Here is a 17,051-nt window from a genome sequence, read left to right as displayed (position 1 = left end):
TCACCTCTGCTTTGCTTATTATCCACCTACTTATGTTTTACAACATAAACTCCATAAGGTGCTAATTTCAGATTTTTTCCATCAATTATATTTTCCCCTATGGACAACAATCTTGTACCATTTTCGAGAAAAAACGAGCTATTTGAAGATTTTAGGTTATAATAAGCAATAATTTCGTTTAATTGGTCATACACCTTTAATTTTACCACATTTTGGTCAAAATTCAAAATATCGATCTTTGCATTGTCTATCCAACTGTTGTTTTTTCTGAATTTAATGAGGTTTTTAACGATATTTAGTATAGAATTTCTATCTTTTGCTTGCTCTTCGTAAGAATTACCAGAATAAGGTGGATTGAATTTATAGCCTTTCCATTCCGTTTGACCTAATCCAAAACCATTTTCATACCAATGAAACGGTTCTTGACTATCTTCTGTAAAATTCACATCTATAGGAATACCTTTCATTCCTATTTCTTCACCGTAATATATGAAAGGAATGCCTGGTAAAGTATATATTATAGAAAATCCCAACTTAACTTTCTCTTCACTTTTCAAATCTGATAATATACGTGTCATATCGTGATTAGTTAAAAAGTTACCAGAAGCCGAAAAAACCTTACCAGTAGGCAAATATTCAGGTATACATTTATTTAAAGTTTCTACAAACCTTTGAGTGTTTTCATCTTTTAAAGTGGTTTTTAAATCTTCAGCTATTGGAAAATTAAATCCAATGTCAAAAATTCCTTCATATTTTCTCACTATCTCGGGAGCATCCCAAACCTCGCTTATAACTAATGCTTCGTTCTTTATAGATTTTATAAAAGAAATCATTTCCTTCCAAAACTCTACGTTCTTTTCATGTTGATATTTAAATCTCATAGTTTCAGTGTCAAAATCAAAAATATGCTTAGCTGCATCTAATCTAAAACCATCAAATCCTGCATCCAACCAAAATTTAAAGATATTTTTTATTTCTTGCCAAAGTTCTTTTCTTTCAAAATAAAGATCAGGTGAAGCAGGGCCAAATATTCCATAAAAATATTTATTCCCAATTTTTTGCCATATTTTACTATCATCCCAATGTCTTTTTTCATTTAAATCAGCTTTTTCATTAGCCCAAACGAACCAATCCTTATAAGGTTCTTCTCCTTTTAAAGCTTTTTGAAACCAATCTGATGTAACAGCAACATGATTTATAGGAAGATCAAGAACAAATTTGATTCCTTTTTTATGGCCTTCGCTCAAAACCTCTTTTACATCGTTTAGATTACCATATACGGGATTAACTTCATAGAAATTAGAAACAGTATAACCATGAAAGGCCGGTGATTTCATTATAGGCAGTAACCAAACATGATCTACACCTAATTCAACAAGATAATCAAGTTTTTCTTTTAAACCTTTTAAATCACCCAATCCATCTTCGTTTGAATCATAAAAAGATCTTAAATATAGTTCATAAAATATCATAACTATCCCCTCCAATAAAAATATGCTTTATACTCACTTTAGAAATTATAAAATCTACATTATATCTATGTTTTAGCGTTGAAATTTTTATAAAATACCTCCTCAGTTCTAATCCTTACTAATTCCTAATTTTTTAACCTTTTCTGTACTTGTAATCAGAGAGAGGCTCCGCCATTACCCTTCTACGAAGGGATTGATGCGACAGTCTTTGTAGCAAACGGGATAGTTTAACCGTTATAAATTCAAATGCTTATTTTTAGAAAATTATCATTTTTAAAATCCCTAAAATATGTTTTGCTACCAACTTGAGCCGGTTATAAATTTCTTGTCCATTAATTTATTTGATTTTTTCTACTTCCTCTATAAATTTTACAAAAATAGGATGTGGGTTTCCCACCTTTGACTTAAATTCAGGATGATATTGAATTCCCACAAAAAATGGATGATTTTTAAGTTCAACCGCTTCAACGAAATCTGTTTTTGCAGATATAGTAAGTTTATTTTCGTTTTCTTCTGGCGTTTCGAACATATTATTAAATTCATGATAATTAACTTCATATCTATGCCTATGTCTTTCATATGTTTCTACTTGTCTACCGTATATATCAAAAAGTTTTGTATTTGGTAATATTTCTATCTTTTGAGCTCCCAATCTCATTGTACCACCTAAGTTTAATAACCTTTTCTGTTCCTCCATCAAATCTATTACAGGATAAGGTGTACTTTCATCAAACTCTGTGGAATTGGCGTTTTTATATCCCATAACATTTCTTGCAAATTCAACAACCATTAATTGCATTCCCAAACATATACCTAAAATTGGGATTTTGTTTTCTCTGGCATATTTTATAGCTTTTATTTTACCTTCTATTGCTCTTTTACCGAATCCTCCCGGAATAATTATACCTTGATATTTACTTAAAAAAATCCCCAAAGTTTCTTCTTTCATTTCTTCTAATTCTTCGGCATTAACTATCTCAGGTTTATTAGCTCCACTCAAAAATATGCTTTCTATTATACTTTTGTAAGCATCATCTGTACCCAAATACTTTGATATCATAGCAATCTTTAAATTTTTAAATATCCTTGGACATTTCCAATTTATGCTTTCAATTTTTTGCGGAACAGAAATATTAAGTTTTTTACATATTAGAGAATGAATATCCTTTTCATACAACAATTCAGGAACTTCATAAATATTACTCAAATCTGGTACGTTTACTACGTATTGTAAAGGCACTCCACCAAATAAAGCAATTTTTTCAAGACTTGGTAAATCTATTTCTTTTTCAGTTCTTACCAAAATCATATCTGGTTGAATCCCAATTCTTCTTAAAAGTTGAACAGACTGTTGAGTAGGTTTAGTTTTAAATTCGTTGGTTATGTTCAAATATGGAACAAAGGTAACATGAATAAACATAAAATTGTCTCTACCCTTTTCAAAAGATAGTTCTCTGACAGCTTCTAAAAATATTTCTCCTTCAATATCTCCAACAGTTCCACCAATCTCTATCAATAACACATCAGTTTCAATTTCTTCTATTCTCTCTTTAATTCGCTGAGTAACATGAGGAACCATCTGAACAGTAGCACCCAAATACTTACCTTCTCTTTCTTTCTCAATAACATATTTATAAACTTGACCTGCTGTCATGTTGTTAAACTTCTTCATTTCTATACCTAAAAATCTTTCGTAATGACCTAAATCAAGGTCAGCTTCGTAACCATCTTCAGTAACGAAAACTTCCCCATGCTGATTAGGGTTCATAGTTCCAGCGTCTACATTCAAATAAGGATCTATTTTTAAAGAATTAACCTTTATACCCAACTCTTTGAGAAGTCTTCCAATTGAAGCAGAAGTAACCCCTTTGCCTATGCCACTCAAAACGCCCCCAGAAACAATTATATATTTTTTGGCCATTTATTCTTCACTCCTTTCATAAAAACAATATTAAAAAATAAGGGGGAGCCAAAGCTCCCCTCTTTATTATGGGTTATTCCTCGTCGTCAACATTCAATTTTTCTGCAAGAATATCGACTGCATTTTCAACGGTTTTAATTTTTTCTAACTCGTCATCTTCTATTGTAACACCAAACTCAGTTTCGAAAGCCATTGTCAAATCAACTAATTCCAAAGAATCTGCATCAAGGTCATCTGTAAAAGAAGCATCCAAAGTCACTTCGTCTTCGTCTACACTCAATGTATCTACTATTATTTCTTTTACCTTTTCAAATAATTCGTCTTTTGTCATAATGTTTACCTCCCTATGTAGTTTTCAATACTGCTTTTAAAAATTATGAAATTCATATTTTATCAGCATCTTAGCGCTTAACTTTTTACAAAATACTTCCAAGCTTCTAATACTTACTAATTCCTAATCTCTTTACCTTTTTCGGTACTTGTAACCAAAGAAGGAGGAGAGGGCTGTGCCCTGGACCCGTTTTAAATTCAAAAGCTTATTTTCTGAAAATTATCATTTCTAAAGTTCCCACTTCTTTTTTAGTCATTCTAAGTTCTAATACTTACTAATTCCTAATCTCTTTACCTTTTTCGGTACTTGTAACCAAAGAAGGAGGAGAGGGCTGTGCCCTGGACCCGTTTTAAATTCAAAAGCTTATTTTCTGAAAATTATTATTTCTAAAGCACCTAATCAGTTATTTACTCGCTTTAAAAATTATAAAATTTATATTTTATCAATATTTCAGCGTTTAACTTTTTACAAATTACCTTCACAATTCTAATTTTGAGCTATCCTCTATTACTTCAACCTCTTAGACACACATACCAAAGAAGAAGGATGAGATTTCACCCTGAACCTGTTATAAATTCAAACGCTTATTTTTAGAAAATTCTCATTTTTGAAGCCTCTATAAATCATAAAACTCTGCAATTTATTCTTCGAAGTTTTTCATAATTTTTCAAAAAAAAGAATACAAAATTCGAAACAATTATAATAAGTTATCTTTTTTTTGTCAAGTTATTAATTTTCTATAAAGTAAAATTTTTATAAACTTTTACTTTATAATTTTAAAAATTTATAGGAAATTAATATGGTATAATATTAGTATTTGTAAATATTTTTTTAGCTTTTTCGATGTTATTAATAATAATTAATAATATAATAAATAAAATAATATAAGGGTGAAGAAATGACGTATATATTTTTATTTTTTATTTGGAGTGTTTTAATAAATGACTTTTCAGATCTATCAATAATATTAGGCATTTCAATGGTTTTTATTACAGTGAAACTAACAAACTTATTTTTTAAAAATACAATTTATGGAACTATTCAACTTTTAATTTATAGTATTGGTAGCATTTTAAAAATGTACAAAAATACTTTTCAATTTATACCTCTTATTTTCTATAAAAGACATTCAGGAATAACTCATATTGACATGAAAGGAAAGTCAGATTTTGAAAAAGCGGCCATATCAATATCTGTTACTTTGACGCCTAAAACACTTGCTTTGTATGAAGAAGATGAAACGTTAATTATTCATAAAGTATCTTCAAACTCAGAAGAAATCCACGAGATCGAAAGTGAATGGGAGGAAGACATCTTTTGACAAACATTTTAGAAATATTTCTTCTTGTTTCAATGTTAATAACACTTATAAAATTTATGTTCACAGCTTCTAAATGGGAAAAGGTTCTTGCTTATTCTTCTTTTTCTTCAAAAGCTGTTTTATTAATGTTAGTATTTGCTTTTATTTCAGATCAATTATTTTTATTGGACGTGATAATCATTTTTTTGATTTTAAACGTATGGGGAATAGTGATTATTTCAATTTTTTTAGAGAGAAAAGGTGATATAAAATGATTATTTCAAATATTTTTTTAGTTAGTGGCATAGTGTTTTTAATAATTGGAACTATAGGGTTGTTCACAATGGAAGATCTTTATTCAAAAATTCAAGCTGTAGGGGTATCGGATACGGTAGGAGTATTTTCTATAATGGTAGCATTGATTTTAAGATATCCTGAAATAGTTGGAAGATTGTCTATAATTGCTGTTCTTGTTCTGATTTTGAATCCTGTAATATCTTCTATTATAGGTTACAGCGCGGCTAAATCTGGTGAAAAGTTAGGGAAAAAGAACTAATGAATCTATCTATAATTTTTTTATTGGGATGTTTAATAATTTTTGCTTTATACACTTTAATACAAGATAATCATTTGTATGCAATTATAGGATACGGAATTTTTTCAGTTTCCTTATCGGTTTTATTTTTCCTTTTAAACGCTCCAGATGTTGCTTTTGTAGAGATTACCGTAGGAGCAGCTTTTGTAATATTTATATATATTTTAGCCATTAAAAAAAATGCGGAAATAACAATTTATTATCTTGAAACTCCATATTTGATAGAAAAAAAAGATAATAAATTGCACGGTTTTGAGTATGAAATTATTAAGAATTTTTTAGAAAGGAAAGGTTTAGACGCAGATTTTATAAAAGTAGATGACGCATCTGTATTAGAAAAATTAAAAGATCACGGGGCAATATTAGTTGGAGGAATAATTTTTGAAGATAACAAAGAATTTCTTGCTTCTAAACCCATTATTAATTCTAAACTTTATGTAATAGGAGAACCTAAAAAAGCTCCTGTAGGAATTTTTCTTCCTGATATAGAGACCTTTCAACAAAATGATTTAGATAATGATTTTGTTATCGATGAAATTAGATTACAGACCTTAAAGAATAGTTTAGAAAAATTGGAAACTACGGATTTAAAAATTTTTAAACGCTCTGGATATAGAATAATTTTCTCAAAAAAAGATAGTTCCCTATTAAAGGATTTTAATAAATATATTAGCGAAATAAAAAAAGATAGAAAATATTATAAAAATCTAATACGGAGGTACTTTGGATGAAAAATTTTTTCATTCTCTCTTTGCTTATATGCATTTTTATCCTAATAGTATCGAATTTAACGATTGGAGATGCAAAAAGTTTTTATAATCCTTTAGACATTTTGAACGAAAATGGATCAACCAATATGGTTTCAGCGATTGTTCTAGATTATAGAGTATACGATACTCTTTTTGAAATATTAGTTTTCACAGTCGCAGTTATAGGAGTATCTGAGTTTATGAAGAAAATACCCATTTCAGAAACGAATAATCAAAATACTACATATGAAACTTCAATTATAAAAGTAATCACACCTATATTATTTCAAATAATGGTTTTAACCTCACTATATATTGCTATAACAGGACACCTTGCTCCAGGAGGAGGATTTGCCGCGGGAACAATTTTAGGAACTGCATTTTTAGCTGTATCCTTTGTAAGACAAACTGATGAAATAGAAGAAATATTCCTTAATTCCCAAATTGAAAAAGCAAAAATGTTAGTACCTTTAGCAATAATTGTTTATGGTCTTATGGGTTATATTTGGGGAAATAATTTTTTCTCTAACTTTAATAATGCAGGCACTCCAGGAAAATTAACGAGTGGAGGTTCAGCAATAATATTGAACTTTTTAATATTGTTTGAAGTATTTGGAGGAACTTGGACAATACTATATAGATTTTTAAAACACAGAGGTTTATTATGAATGCTTATGAAATAGCTGCTTTTATAACAATTTTTATTGGGTTATTTGGAGTTATTATAAAAAAAGATCTTATTTTAAAATTTATAAATCTTGGAGTTTTTCAAAGCGGAGTTGTTTTGTTTTTCGTTCTTTTAGCCTTTGATTATCATTCCCCTATTATTGTGTTAGGAGTTGACAGCTATTCGGACCCCTTGATCCATTCCTTTTTATTAACAGTTATAGTTATAGGATTTGCAAATCTTGCTTTAATGCTGGTTTTTGCCATGATACTTTTTTTAAAGTTCAAAACATATAATGTTGATGAAATAGAAAGTAAAATAAAAAATGATGATTTTAAAAAGGAATGATATTAAAAATTTTTTTGAAGTAGGAGGAAATAATGTTTTTGCTTTTGACTTTGATACCAATGTCTTTTGGAGTTTTAGCATATTTATTTAAAAAAAAGGCAAATATTTTAGTTCTGATTTCTTCCATATTAACTTTTGTATTTGCTATATTTTCCCCTGTACAAACTATGGTGATTGGTGGTCATAATGTTTTAAACGGTATAGAATTTAGCTTTGACATAATTAGTAAAACATTAGTTATTTCTTTTTCAATATTTTCGCTTATTTCTTTTTTTAGAATAAGAAAGATATATGATAATGTTTTCTTCTCACTATGGCTGCTTTTAATAGGAAGTATAAACGGCTTTTTCTCAAGTAGAGACTTCTTTAATCTATATGTTCACTTAGAACTTGCGTCAATATCAGTATTCTTGCTATTATCTTACGATAAAAAAGAAACAAAAGTGTGGTCTTCTTTAAAATATATGATAATGAGTATAGTTGCTTTAAATTTCTATTTGATTGGAGTAGGAATATTATATTCTTATTCGGGAACTTTAAATATATATCTTAATGTAAATAATGGACTAAATCCTGTTGCCTTCAGCTTTATAGCTACAGGCATTTTAATTAAGAGCGGTTTATTTTTTCTATCGGGCTGGTTACCTGATGCTCACACACAAGCAGTTAAAGGTATTTCTCCAATTCTTTCCGGAATGATTGTTAAGCTTTCGTTATTTATTTTATATCTTCTTATACCATCTTTAACTATAGAGATGAAGAACTTTTTATTTGGATTTGCAATTATTTCTTCGGTATGTTCTTCTATTTTTACATTAATGCAAAACGATTTAAAAAGATTTTTGGCCTATTCAACTATGACTCAAATGAGCTATGCATTACTCGTAATTTTATCGAATCCGAATCTTTTTCCACATTTTATAATTTTTCACATGTTTAGTAAAGGGTTCCTGTTCATGATTATAGAAGACGTATATGAAGAAACCGGAACTAAAGATATACATAAATTAAAGGGAAAGTCGATAGATCTTTTATTTTTTATAATTTTCACCTTTTTCTTGTTGAATTTAAGCGGTCTGTTCCCTTTTAGTTTATTTTTTATAAAAGATAGTTCAAATTTATCAATATTCATTGATATCAATATTTTTATATGTGGTATGTATTTTTATAAAATTATAAGCATCTTTACTATCGATAAGAATAAATTTTCTTTAAAATACTGGTATATTTTGATTTTTATGATTTTAAATATTTACCTAATTGTATATTACTTTTTTAACTTTAATTATGTCATACCGGTTTTAAAGATTTTATTTCAGTATTTGCTTTTTTCTTTAGGAGTTTTGACTTTTATAACATTCAAAGATAGAGTCACCATAAAAGATGTAGAAATCTATAATTTTAAAAACAGCTTCATTTATCAAATATTATTTCTGTTAATCTCTTTGATGTTTATTAGATAGATAAAGATTTTTCAAAATGTATATATGCTAAAATAAATATAGAAAAATTTTTTTGTTCATAAATCACTTTCAAAGGAGGATGATAAGTGATGAAAAAGACTTTGTTAGTGCTTATATTTGCTATTTTTTTAGTATCCTTTGTTTTTCCTTTTAAAGTAACTATGGTTACTGATGTGGGTGGTTTAGGTGACAAATCTTTCAACGATGGTACATGGCAAGGAGTTTTAAGGGCAAAAGATGAATTAGGGGTAGAAATTGATGTCATTCAATCACGCGAACAAACTGATTATTTACCAAATTTGTCTAATGCTGCAAAAAATTCTAATGTTGTAATTGCTGTAGGGTTTATGATGACAGATGTTTTATTTAATGTTGCCCCTCAATTTCCAGATGTCTACTTTGTAGGAATAGATATAGAACCATCTCCTGGTCAAATAGTTCCTCCAAACGTTATAAGCTATGTATTTAAGGAACATGAATCGAGTTTCCCTGCTGGCTATTTAGCTGCTATGATGACAAAAACCGGTAAAGTTGGTTTTATTGGAGGAGTTGCTGTCCCGGCAGTAACTAAATATGAAGCAGGTTATAGGGCAGGTGTTAAAGTTTACAACGTATTACATAATACAAACGTTGAAGTTATTTCAGGATATGCTAATACATTCAACGATCCTGCTTTAGGGAAAAGTATGACTTTGACACAAATGGAAAGGGGAGCAGATATTGTTTTCCATGCTGCAGGTCCGACCGGTAACGGAGTTATCAGTGCTGCTCAAGAAAGAGGTGCATCATTGTATAACTTACCTATAAATGCTCCTTTGAAAGACGTAATTGATAAATATTACGAATTGGAAAGAGGTCATTTTGCAATAGGTGTGGATGTTGATCAAGATTATATGGCACCAGGATACGTATTAACAAGTGCGATGAAGAGAGTTGATACTGCTGCATTTGAGGGAATTCAAAATGCTATGTCAGTGAGAACTTTTAATTCAGGAGTTTATAGTTTGGGTTTAAAAGAAGGTGGAGTTAGCATTAGTCCTATGAAATATACAAGAAGCATGGTTCCAACACGTTTTTTTGTTGAAATTGAATATTTGACAAAACTTATAAAAGAAGGAAAACTGGTAATTCCTACTGATCCTTCAAAAATAGGTTCTTTCGAAGTTCCTGAAATAGTTTTTCCATATTAGAATAAAATATCCCGCGATAAGCGGGATATTTTATTCTAATTTTCCAGTTATTATTTCTTCTATTGCTTGTTTTAATTCTTCATATTTTACTGCTCCACTTATTATCCATTTTCTATCTATTATAAGAGTCGGAGTAGCAGTGACACCACTTTTTCTTGCGTAATCATAATCTTCCATAACCATATTTCTTACTTTTTCACTTTGAAAATCTTCTATAAATTTATCTATGTCTAATCCAATAGTTTCTGCACAATTTATTAACACATTTTGATCAGCAATATTTTCACAGTCTGTTAAATGCGCTTTCTGAACTCTATCGAAGTAGTCCCAATGAGCCTCTTGTCCTCCCTGCAATTCGGCAGCTTTACAACTCATGAGTCCAGGCATTGAATAAGGATAATCAAAATCTCTCATCGCCATAAGTTCGGCATTTATTCTATGCTCATCGTCATTTGCATTTGCAGCTCTCCAATGATTCAAAATCTCTTCCTTAGCTTTATATTTATTTCCAAACATTTCACTTAAATCTCTATGTTCAGGAGCTAAAGGAAATGCTTTATGAATCACTTCTATATCAGGATATTCTTTAACAATTTTTCTTAATCTGGGAGAAAGCGCGTAACACCACGCACATAAGACATCATGATAAAACTCTATTACCATATAATCACCTCAATAATTTGGAATAAAAATCAGTTTAAATATAGTATATCATAAATAAGAGCATTTTAGTCCAAATTAAAAAACAGGTATATTTAATACTTATTCAATATAAATTTTAAAACACTTAGAGACAATAATTATACCTTGCACATATCTGCTGGATATAAAGGAGGTATTATCAATGGAAATGAATACTATGAAAAACAAAGTTCTAAGAACGAAGCGTTAGAAATATTGAATGGAAAATTTGCAAATGGAGAAATACCTGAAGAAGAATGTTTCCGAAAAAGGAATATTTTAAAAGATGATAATTTGAATTAAAATAATTAAAAGGCGCATTTATAAGATTAGATAGATGCGCCTTTTTGACTGCTTATTTCGTAATTACCAACCATATTCACCTATCAAAGGAACAAATACACACCCATCGTAATCTTCACTTTGCATACTTCCATCATTTAACTTAACAATTTTGCATAACCTCTGGTAAGTTTTAGAACCAATAGGAATTACCATAACCCCAGTTGATTTAAGTTGCTCAAACAATGGTTCTGGAACCTTAGGTGCTGCTGCTGATACGATTATTTTATCAAAAGAAATATTTTTTTCGGGCCATCCTTTAGTTCCATCTCCAATTTCAATAAAGATATTATTGTAACCTAAGTTTAATAACCTTTCTTTTGCTTTTTGCATTAAAATTTCGTTTCTTTCAATAGAATAAACAAATTTTACAATATTAGCCAATAAAGCAGTTTGATACCCTGATCCAGTCCCCACTTCTAAAACAACATCATTTTCATTTAATTCTAAAATTTGTAGCATAAGAGCTATTATATATGGCTGAGAAATAGTTTGCCCTTCGCCTATAGGCAAAGCACAATCTTCATAAGCGTATTCTTGAATACTTTCAGGAACAAATAAATGTCTCTTAACCTTCATAAAAGCGTTGAGAATTTTTTTGTCATATATTCCTCTTAATTTTAATTGATACTCAACCATATTTTTTCTGGCTTTTTCGAAATCTATCAAATCTTACCAACCTTTGATGAAATGTATTCATCTATCGCTTTTGCTGATCTTTTACCTGCACCCATTGCTTCTATAACAGTAGCTGCACCGGTAACAATATCTCCTCCTGCGTATATTCCTTCTATAGAAGTAGCCCCCGTGATTGGATCAGCTTCAATATATCCCCATTTATTCAGTTTCAATTCTGGAAAAGCGTTTAATAATACTTTGTTAGATTCTTGACCAATAGCTACTATAAAAAGATCTGCCGGTATTTCTATTTCACTATTTTCGACTGGTACGGGTCTTCTTCTTCCTGAAGAATCAGGTTCACCTAATTTCATCTTTTGACAAATTATTGAAATTAAATTACCAGTCTCGTCTCCCTTACATTCTATAGGATTGGTTAACCACATAAAATTGATGCCTTCTTCTACAGCGTTTTCATATTCTTCTTTTCTTGCAGGCATTTCTTCTTCCGTTCTTCTGTATACTACCGTTACACTTTCTGCCCCAAGCCTTAAAGCAGATCTCGAAGCATCCATAGCTACATTTCCCCCGCCAACGACAACAACATTTTTGCCTTTTTTAACAGGAGTATCCACTAAAGGGAATTGATATGCTTTCATAAGATTTACTCTTGTTAAAAACTCACTTGAAGAATAAACTCCGTTTAAATTTTCACCAGAGATATTTAAAAATTTTGGAGTTCCCGCACCAGTACCGATAAAAATTGCATCGAAATTTTCTCTCAGTTCATCTATCGTTATAGTTTTACCAACTACGACATCCGTTTCTATTTCAACGCCTAAGGATTTAACATATTCAACTTCTTCGAAAACTATCTGCTTTGGAAGCCTAAATTCAGGAATCCCATAAGTAAGAACCCCACCAGGCTTGTGTAATGCCTCAAATATTTTCACATAATATCCAATTTTAGCTAAATCTGCCGCCACCGTTAAACCCGCAGGTCCGGCTCCAACAACAGCTACTTTGCCTCTAAATTCATTAATTTTAATTACTTCTTTCTTTTCTTCTGTTTTTCTTTGAACACGTTCCCAATCTGCAACAAACCTTTCGAGCCTACCAATAGCTACTGGTTCAAAAATTCCTGATTTACCTAAGGTACAAGCTCCTTCACATTGATTTTCTTGAGGACAAACGCGACCACATATGGCAGGTAAGTTATTGTAACTTTTCAAAATTTCTGCCGATTTGGCAAGGTTTCCTTCTTTTATTTCTCTTATAAATCCACGAATATCTATACCTACAGGACATCCTTTTATACAGTTATAAGCGCTATCAGGACATTGTAAACATCTTTCTGCTTCCATCATTGCCTCTTCTAAACAATAACCATATGCAACTTCTTGAAAATTATGCTTTCTAACCTCTGGAGGTTGCTTTTTTATAGGAACTTTGTTTTTTAAAATTTTTTTAGGTTGCTTTTTTGGCTGGTCTTGGATGGCGGTTTTTTCTTCTATCTTATACTGCCCAAGCCTTTTTAAAAGTTCGTCCCACTCAACTAATTCCCCTTCAAACTCAGGCCCATCAACACAAGCAAACTTCACATTGTTTCCAACAGTTACTCTACAACCTCCACACATCCCCGTACCATCGACCATAATTGGGTTCAAAGAAACAATTATAGGAAAACCCAATTCTTGAGCAGTTAATGTCGCATATTTCATCATAATAACTGGACCAATAGCCCACGCTTTATCTATCTTTTCCCCTTCAGAAACTACTTTCCTCATCCCATCAGTTACTAAACCCTTTATCCCTTTTGATCCATCATCTGTAGTAATTAGTACTTTATCAGAGTATTGTGAAAATTCTTCTTCTAAAATTACAAGATCAGAGGTTCTGGCACCTATTATAGAAATTACTCTATTCCCTTTTTCTTTTAATGCTTTCAAAATAGGAAAAACAGGCGCAACTCCTATACCCCCCCCAACTAACAAAACAGTTCCATAATAATCTATTTCTGAAGGTGTTCCTAAAGGCCCTACTACATGAGCAAAAGAATCTCCATCCTCAAAAGCAGCCATTTTTTGTGTACTTTTACCCACAACTTGGAAGATAAGCCTTATCTTGTCACCTTTTTTATCTACTATTGTGAGAGGAACTCTTTCTCCATCTTCCTGAGCTATTACAATTACAAACTGTCCCGCTTTAGCATGTTGAGCTATTTTTGGAGCTTCTACCCATATACTGTAAACACCTTGGGCTAATTTATTCTTATCAGAAATTAAAAACATTTGTTTCCTCCCTTATAACATTGATTTATAACCGCTTTAGAAATTCCGAAATCCTTATTATATGTATGTTTTAGCGTTGATTTTTTCAAAAATACCTCCTTAGCTCTAATCCTTACTCATTTTAGAAATTCTAAACTTCACATTTTATAAATATTTTAGTGTTTAACTTTTTATAAAATACCTCCCCACTTCTAATCCTTGCTAATTCTTAATTTTTTAACTTTTTCGGTATTTGTACCGAAGGGAGGGGAGGAGGGCTCCGCCCTGAACCCATTTTAAATTCAAAAACTTATTTTCTGAAAAATTATCATTTCTAAAGTACCTATCTAATCCTTGCTAATTCTTAATTTTTTAACTTTTTCGGTATTTGTACCGAAGGAAGGGGAGGAGGGCTCCGCCCTGGACCCATTCTAAATTCAAAAACTTATTTTCTGAAAATTATCATTTCTAAAGTACCTATCTAATCCTTGCTAATTCTTAATTTTTTGACTTTTTCGGTATTTGTACCGAAGGAAGGGGAGGAGGGCTCCGCCCTGGACCCATTTTAAATTCAAAAACTTATTTTCTGAAAATTATCATTTCTAAAGTACCTAAACATTGATTCACATAAAATTTTTAGATTTTATCTTTTAGAATCTATCAAAATGAATTACTTTTTCAAGTGGCCTTTTAGGCACATGAAAATTACCTTCTTCATCCATATAATATTTAACAGTTTCATCATTATTCTCAGCGTAAGATTCATGTCCTTTGTATCCTAAGGCAATTATCGTATCAACTTCGTATTCATCTGGAACATTCAGAATCTTAGCAACATTTTCTTTTTTTATGGATCCAATAATACAACTGCCTATTCCTAATTCCCAAGCTGCTAAAACGATGTTTTCAAATGCGGCACCTACATCGTGCCCAATCCATTTTGTTGCTCGAACTTTATTAACCAAAATGGCAATGTATGCAGTAGGCCTTTCTCCTTCATTTGGTGTCCATTTAGGAGATATATAACCTGCCCAACCAGTATTTTCAAAAATTTTAGCACAAACTTTTTTATCTTTTACCACTACGAATTCCAAAGGTTGCTTATTTGAAGCACAAGGAGCTAACCTTGCACAATCAACTAAATCTTTTAAGATACTATCATCTATAGAGTCCTGTTTAAACTTTCTTATTGTTCTTCTCTGTTTTATTATATCCCGTACACTCATTTTTCACATACCTCCGTTATTATATTTTCATACTTACTTTAGAACCTCCAAAATCCTTATTATGTGTATATCTTAGCAAGGAAGGGGAGAGGGCTATGCCCCGTACCCATTTTAAATTCAAAAGCTTATTTTCTGAAAATTATCATTTCTAAAGTACCTATATATTTTCATCCAATTTTTAAAAAGTACCGTTTCATAAGTATTATAACATATTTAAATTTCTTAACATTGATGGTTTTATTTTAATGGTTTTTCGACAAAGACTATCTCTTCTTTAATTTTATCCTTGTTTTTAGTAATTAACGATAAAAAATAAGTAAATATTATACCTATTACAAAAAGAAAGATATTCAATATAAAAGGCAATGGTCTCCATTTTTCTGAAAGGATTCCAGCAATCCATCCAAATGGAGAAGTTAAAGCTATCATTATTACATGCAAAATTGCCATAATTCTAGCCCTTTCATTGGGATCAACATTAATAATTGTTAAGGAATCAGTTAAAGGGTTAATCAAAGATAAGCTAAAAGCTTCCAATAATGTACTTACCACTAAAATAATATAACTATGCGCTGGAGCACTGATTAGGAGAGTTTGACTGACTATAAATAAGCTAAAACCTATGAGAAGAGGATATTTAAAAAAAGATAAATTTATTTTCGGAATAATAATGAAATAAATAACTAAGATAGTTGCAGAGCGTAAAAAATAAAATAAAGAAACCATTTGTACCGAAACTCCAATTTTTTCTGTAATATAAAGCGGCCAAAAAGTAGTATTTACCATATTCACGATACTCATTACCAATAAAATACCGAATGACAATAATGTTTGTGGAGATTCTAAAATAATTTTTAATACTCCACCATATTGTTTCAGCAAAGAAAAAATGTGTTCATTTTTAGTTTCTTCAAGCCTTCTTTTCCCTTGTTGAGTTTCTTCAGAAAAAATATAAAGAATAACAAATTTTGAAGTCATCATTACAAAAGCTATTAAATATAAAATCCTTACAGCAGGAATAACGTCAAATTTTGCTACAAAAAATCCAGCAATGGGTGCAAAAAAAGCCGCTATTAATCCCGCCATATGAACCCATGAATAAATATACACTAATTTTTCTTGTTCAGCATCTTCAACTAGTAAGCAAGTCCACGAATTCGCAGTTACCCGTTGAACACTGTTTATTATTGCGGCAACCACAAAATAAGTAAAGTTTTTCGCAAAAAACCAAATCAAACAAGGAACACTCCATGCAATAATATCAAATATAAAAGTGGTTTTCCTTCTACCAAGTTTATCTGTAATAGCACCGCTTAATAAAGCAAATAATATTTGAAATGCCAGTCCTATACTTGCAACAAGACCTATTTGACTATCTCCAAGTCCCAAGGCGAACATATATACAGAAGCATAAGGAGTATATAGATTAAAAGGAATCCCCCATAACGGTTCAGTGTAAACACACGCTTTAGTGTTACCTTTGAGGTTTAAAAGAGTATTTATCATAGGATGACGTTTTTTCAAAGTTTTCACCACTCATTAAAGTATAGCTTATCTTTTAATTGATTTAATACTTTTTATAATTATATTTATCCCACTACTTTTAAAATATATTATAGTAAATTTTTTATAATTTTACAAAACATTCTAATGAAAATAATTTATTTTTTAGGCCTCAGGTGATATAAAATATTTTGTGTAAGAAAAGCTTAACATAATCACCCCAAATAGAGATTGGAGAAAAATGAAGGAAATGATAAAACAAAGGTAAGGAGTGAGAGCATGGAAAGTAAAAATCCCCTTTATTGAAGGGGATTCTATTTCAATATTTCTTTCAATTCTTCGATGGTTACTTTTAATAGATTATCTCCTATGTAG

The 17,051-nt window shown here is 30.5% G+C and carries 17 protein-coding genes; 9 read left to right on the top strand and 8 right to left on the bottom strand.

Translation table 11 applies throughout. The features are described from left to right. Positions 1 to 26 precede the first annotated feature (26 nt). The 3 genes from X924_RS08900 to acpP all read right to left on the bottom strand — a co-directional run bounded on the left by X924_RS08900 (position 27) and on the right by acpP (position 3,724). A complete protein-coding gene (locus tag X924_RS08900) occupies positions 27 to 1,472 on the bottom strand; it encodes an alpha-amylase family glycosyl hydrolase (protein ID WP_121958559.1) in 1,446 nt (481 codons plus the stop codon). Between the two features lie 337 nt (positions 1,473 to 1,809). Then, positions 1,810 to 3,393, bottom strand: a complete 1,584-nt coding sequence (locus X924_RS08895) for a CTP synthase (RefSeq protein WP_121958558.1) — start codon at positions 3,391 to 3,393, stop codon at positions 1,810 to 1,812. Between the two features lie 73 nt (positions 3,394 to 3,466). Continuing rightward, a complete protein-coding gene (gene acpP / locus X924_RS08890) occupies positions 3,467 to 3,724 on the bottom strand; it encodes an acyl carrier protein (protein ID WP_199172690.1) in 258 nt (85 codons plus the stop codon). Positions 3,725 to 4,622: 898 nt separating this feature from the next. Here acpP and X924_RS08885 point away from each other — a divergent pair. From X924_RS08885 to X924_RS08850, 8 genes are all read left to right on the top strand, one after another. Then, positions 4,623 to 5,045: a Na+/H+ antiporter subunit E gene (locus X924_RS08885; RefSeq protein ID WP_121958556.1), complete on the top strand. Its 423-nt coding sequence runs from the start codon at positions 4,623 to 4,625 to the stop codon at positions 5,043 to 5,045. Continuing rightward, positions 5,042 to 5,299 (top strand): monovalent cation/H+ antiporter complex subunit F, encoded by a 258-nt coding sequence (locus tag X924_RS08880; protein ID WP_158245360.1) that lies wholly within the window; start codon positions 5,042 to 5,044, stop codon positions 5,297 to 5,299. The genes X924_RS08885 and X924_RS08880 overlap by 4 nt, the downstream gene beginning before the upstream one ends. Next, on the top strand, positions 5,296 to 5,580 hold the full coding sequence (locus X924_RS08875) for a monovalent cation/H(+) antiporter subunit G (protein WP_121958554.1): 285 nt from the start codon (positions 5,296 to 5,298) through the stop codon (positions 5,578 to 5,580). The genes X924_RS08880 and X924_RS08875 overlap by 4 nt, the downstream gene beginning before the upstream one ends. After that, complete coding sequence (locus X924_RS08870; protein WP_121958553.1) at positions 5,580 to 6,350, top strand: hydrogenase subunit MbhD domain-containing protein; 771 nt, start codon at positions 5,580 to 5,582, stop codon at positions 6,348 to 6,350. The genes X924_RS08875 and X924_RS08870 overlap by 1 nt, the downstream gene beginning before the upstream one ends. Then, positions 6,347 to 7,036: an MnhB domain-containing protein gene (locus tag X924_RS08865; protein ID WP_121958552.1), complete on the top strand. Its 690-nt coding sequence runs from the start codon at positions 6,347 to 6,349 to the stop codon at positions 7,034 to 7,036. The genes X924_RS08870 and X924_RS08865 overlap by 4 nt, the downstream gene beginning before the upstream one ends. After that, positions 7,033 to 7,383: a cation:proton antiporter subunit C gene (locus tag X924_RS08860; protein ID WP_121958551.1), complete on the top strand. Its 351-nt coding sequence runs from the start codon at positions 7,033 to 7,035 to the stop codon at positions 7,381 to 7,383. Before X924_RS08865 ends, X924_RS08860 begins: the two co-directional genes overlap by 4 nt. 32 nt (positions 7,384 to 7,415) lie before the next feature. After that, positions 7,416 to 8,846, top strand: coding sequence for a complex I subunit 5 family protein (locus tag X924_RS08855; RefSeq protein WP_121958550.1), 1,431 nt, complete (start codon positions 7,416 to 7,418; stop codon positions 8,844 to 8,846). 89 nt (positions 8,847 to 8,935) lie between these two features. Continuing rightward, entirely contained in the window at positions 8,936 to 10,036 is a 1,101-nt protein-coding gene (locus X924_RS08850) for a BMP family protein (RefSeq protein ID WP_121958720.1), read from the top strand. A 30-nt stretch (positions 10,037 to 10,066) separates the two neighbouring features. Here the strand turns inward: X924_RS08850 and X924_RS08845 are convergent, their stop codons facing one another. After that, positions 10,067 to 10,699, bottom strand: coding sequence for a DsbA family protein (locus tag X924_RS08845; RefSeq protein ID WP_121958549.1), 633 nt, complete (start codon positions 10,697 to 10,699; stop codon positions 10,067 to 10,069). A gap of 144 nt (positions 10,700 to 10,843) precedes the next feature. Between X924_RS08845 and X924_RS10185 the strand changes: the two genes are divergently transcribed. Then, positions 10,844 to 11,020 (top strand): hypothetical protein, encoded by a 177-nt coding sequence (locus X924_RS10185; RefSeq protein ID WP_158245359.1) that lies wholly within the window; start codon positions 10,844 to 10,846, stop codon positions 11,018 to 11,020. Positions 11,021 to 11,083: 63 nt separating this feature from the next. On the opposite strand, the gene X924_RS08840 is transcribed toward X924_RS10185, so the two are convergent. The 4 genes from X924_RS08840 to X924_RS08825 form a co-directional block, all read right to left on the bottom strand. Beyond that, positions 11,084 to 11,725: a protein-L-isoaspartate(D-aspartate) O-methyltransferase gene (locus X924_RS08840; RefSeq protein WP_121958719.1), complete on the bottom strand. Its 642-nt coding sequence runs from the start codon at positions 11,723 to 11,725 to the stop codon at positions 11,084 to 11,086. Then, on the bottom strand, positions 11,725 to 13,968 hold the full coding sequence (locus X924_RS08835; RefSeq protein ID WP_121958548.1) for a bifunctional dihydroorotate dehydrogenase B NAD binding subunit/NADPH-dependent glutamate synthase: 2,244 nt from the start codon (positions 13,966 to 13,968) through the stop codon (positions 11,725 to 11,727). The genes X924_RS08840 and X924_RS08835 overlap by 1 nt, the downstream gene beginning before the upstream one ends. 629 nt (positions 13,969 to 14,597) lie before the next feature. Then, complete coding sequence (locus tag X924_RS08830) at positions 14,598 to 15,173, bottom strand: nitroreductase family protein (RefSeq protein WP_121958547.1); 576 nt, start codon at positions 15,171 to 15,173, stop codon at positions 14,598 to 14,600. Between the two features lie 237 nt (positions 15,174 to 15,410). After that, the gene (locus tag X924_RS08825) at positions 15,411 to 16,697 is read right to left on the bottom strand and encodes an MFS transporter (RefSeq protein WP_121958546.1); all 1,287 of its coding nucleotides are present in this window, start codon (positions 16,695 to 16,697) and stop codon (positions 15,411 to 15,413) included. Positions 16,698 to 17,051 lie beyond the last annotated feature (354 nt).

The sequence above is a fragment of the Petrotoga sp. 9PWA.NaAc.5.4 genome (assembly GCF_002895485.1).
Classification (GTDB): domain Bacteria; phylum Thermotogota; class Thermotogae; order Petrotogales; family Petrotogaceae; genus AZRK01.
This window is presented reverse-complemented; position numbering and strand designations above follow the sequence as displayed.

Coding starts and splice junctions, on each gene's coding strand:
- X924_RS08900 (WP_121958559.1), bottom strand. CDS start 1,472: ATGATATTTTATGAACTATATTTAAGATCTTTTTATGATTCAAACGAA.
- X924_RS08895 (WP_121958558.1), bottom strand. CDS start 3,393: ATGGCCAAAAAATATATAATTGTTTCTGGGGGCGTTTTGAGTGGCATA.
- acpP (WP_199172690.1), bottom strand. CDS start 3,724: ATGACAAAAGACGAATTATTTGAAAAGGTAAAAGAAATAATAGTAGAT.
- X924_RS08885 (WP_121958556.1), top strand. CDS start 4,623: ATGACGTATATATTTTTATTTTTTATTTGGAGTGTTTTAATAAATGAC.
- X924_RS08875 (WP_121958554.1), top strand. CDS start 5,296: ATGATTATTTCAAATATTTTTTTAGTTAGTGGCATAGTGTTTTTAATA.
- X924_RS08870 (WP_121958553.1), top strand. CDS start 5,580: ATGAATCTATCTATAATTTTTTTATTGGGATGTTTAATAATTTTTGCT.
- X924_RS08865 (WP_121958552.1), top strand. CDS start 6,347: ATGAAAAATTTTTTCATTCTCTCTTTGCTTATATGCATTTTTATCCTA.
- X924_RS08860 (WP_121958551.1), top strand. CDS start 7,033: ATGAATGCTTATGAAATAGCTGCTTTTATAACAATTTTTATTGGGTTA.
- X924_RS08855 (WP_121958550.1), top strand. CDS start 7,416: ATGTTTTTGCTTTTGACTTTGATACCAATGTCTTTTGGAGTTTTAGCA.
- X924_RS08850 (WP_121958720.1), top strand. CDS start 8,936: ATGAAAAAGACTTTGTTAGTGCTTATATTTGCTATTTTTTTAGTATCC.
- X924_RS08845 (WP_121958549.1), bottom strand. CDS start 10,699: ATGGTAATAGAGTTTTATCATGATGTCTTATGTGCGTGGTGTTACGCG.
- X924_RS08835 (WP_121958548.1), bottom strand. CDS start 13,968: ATGTTTTTAATTTCTGATAAGAATAAATTAGCCCAAGGTGTTTACAGT.
- X924_RS08830 (WP_121958547.1), bottom strand. CDS start 15,173: ATGAGTGTACGGGATATAATAAAACAGAGAAGAACAATAAGAAAGTTT.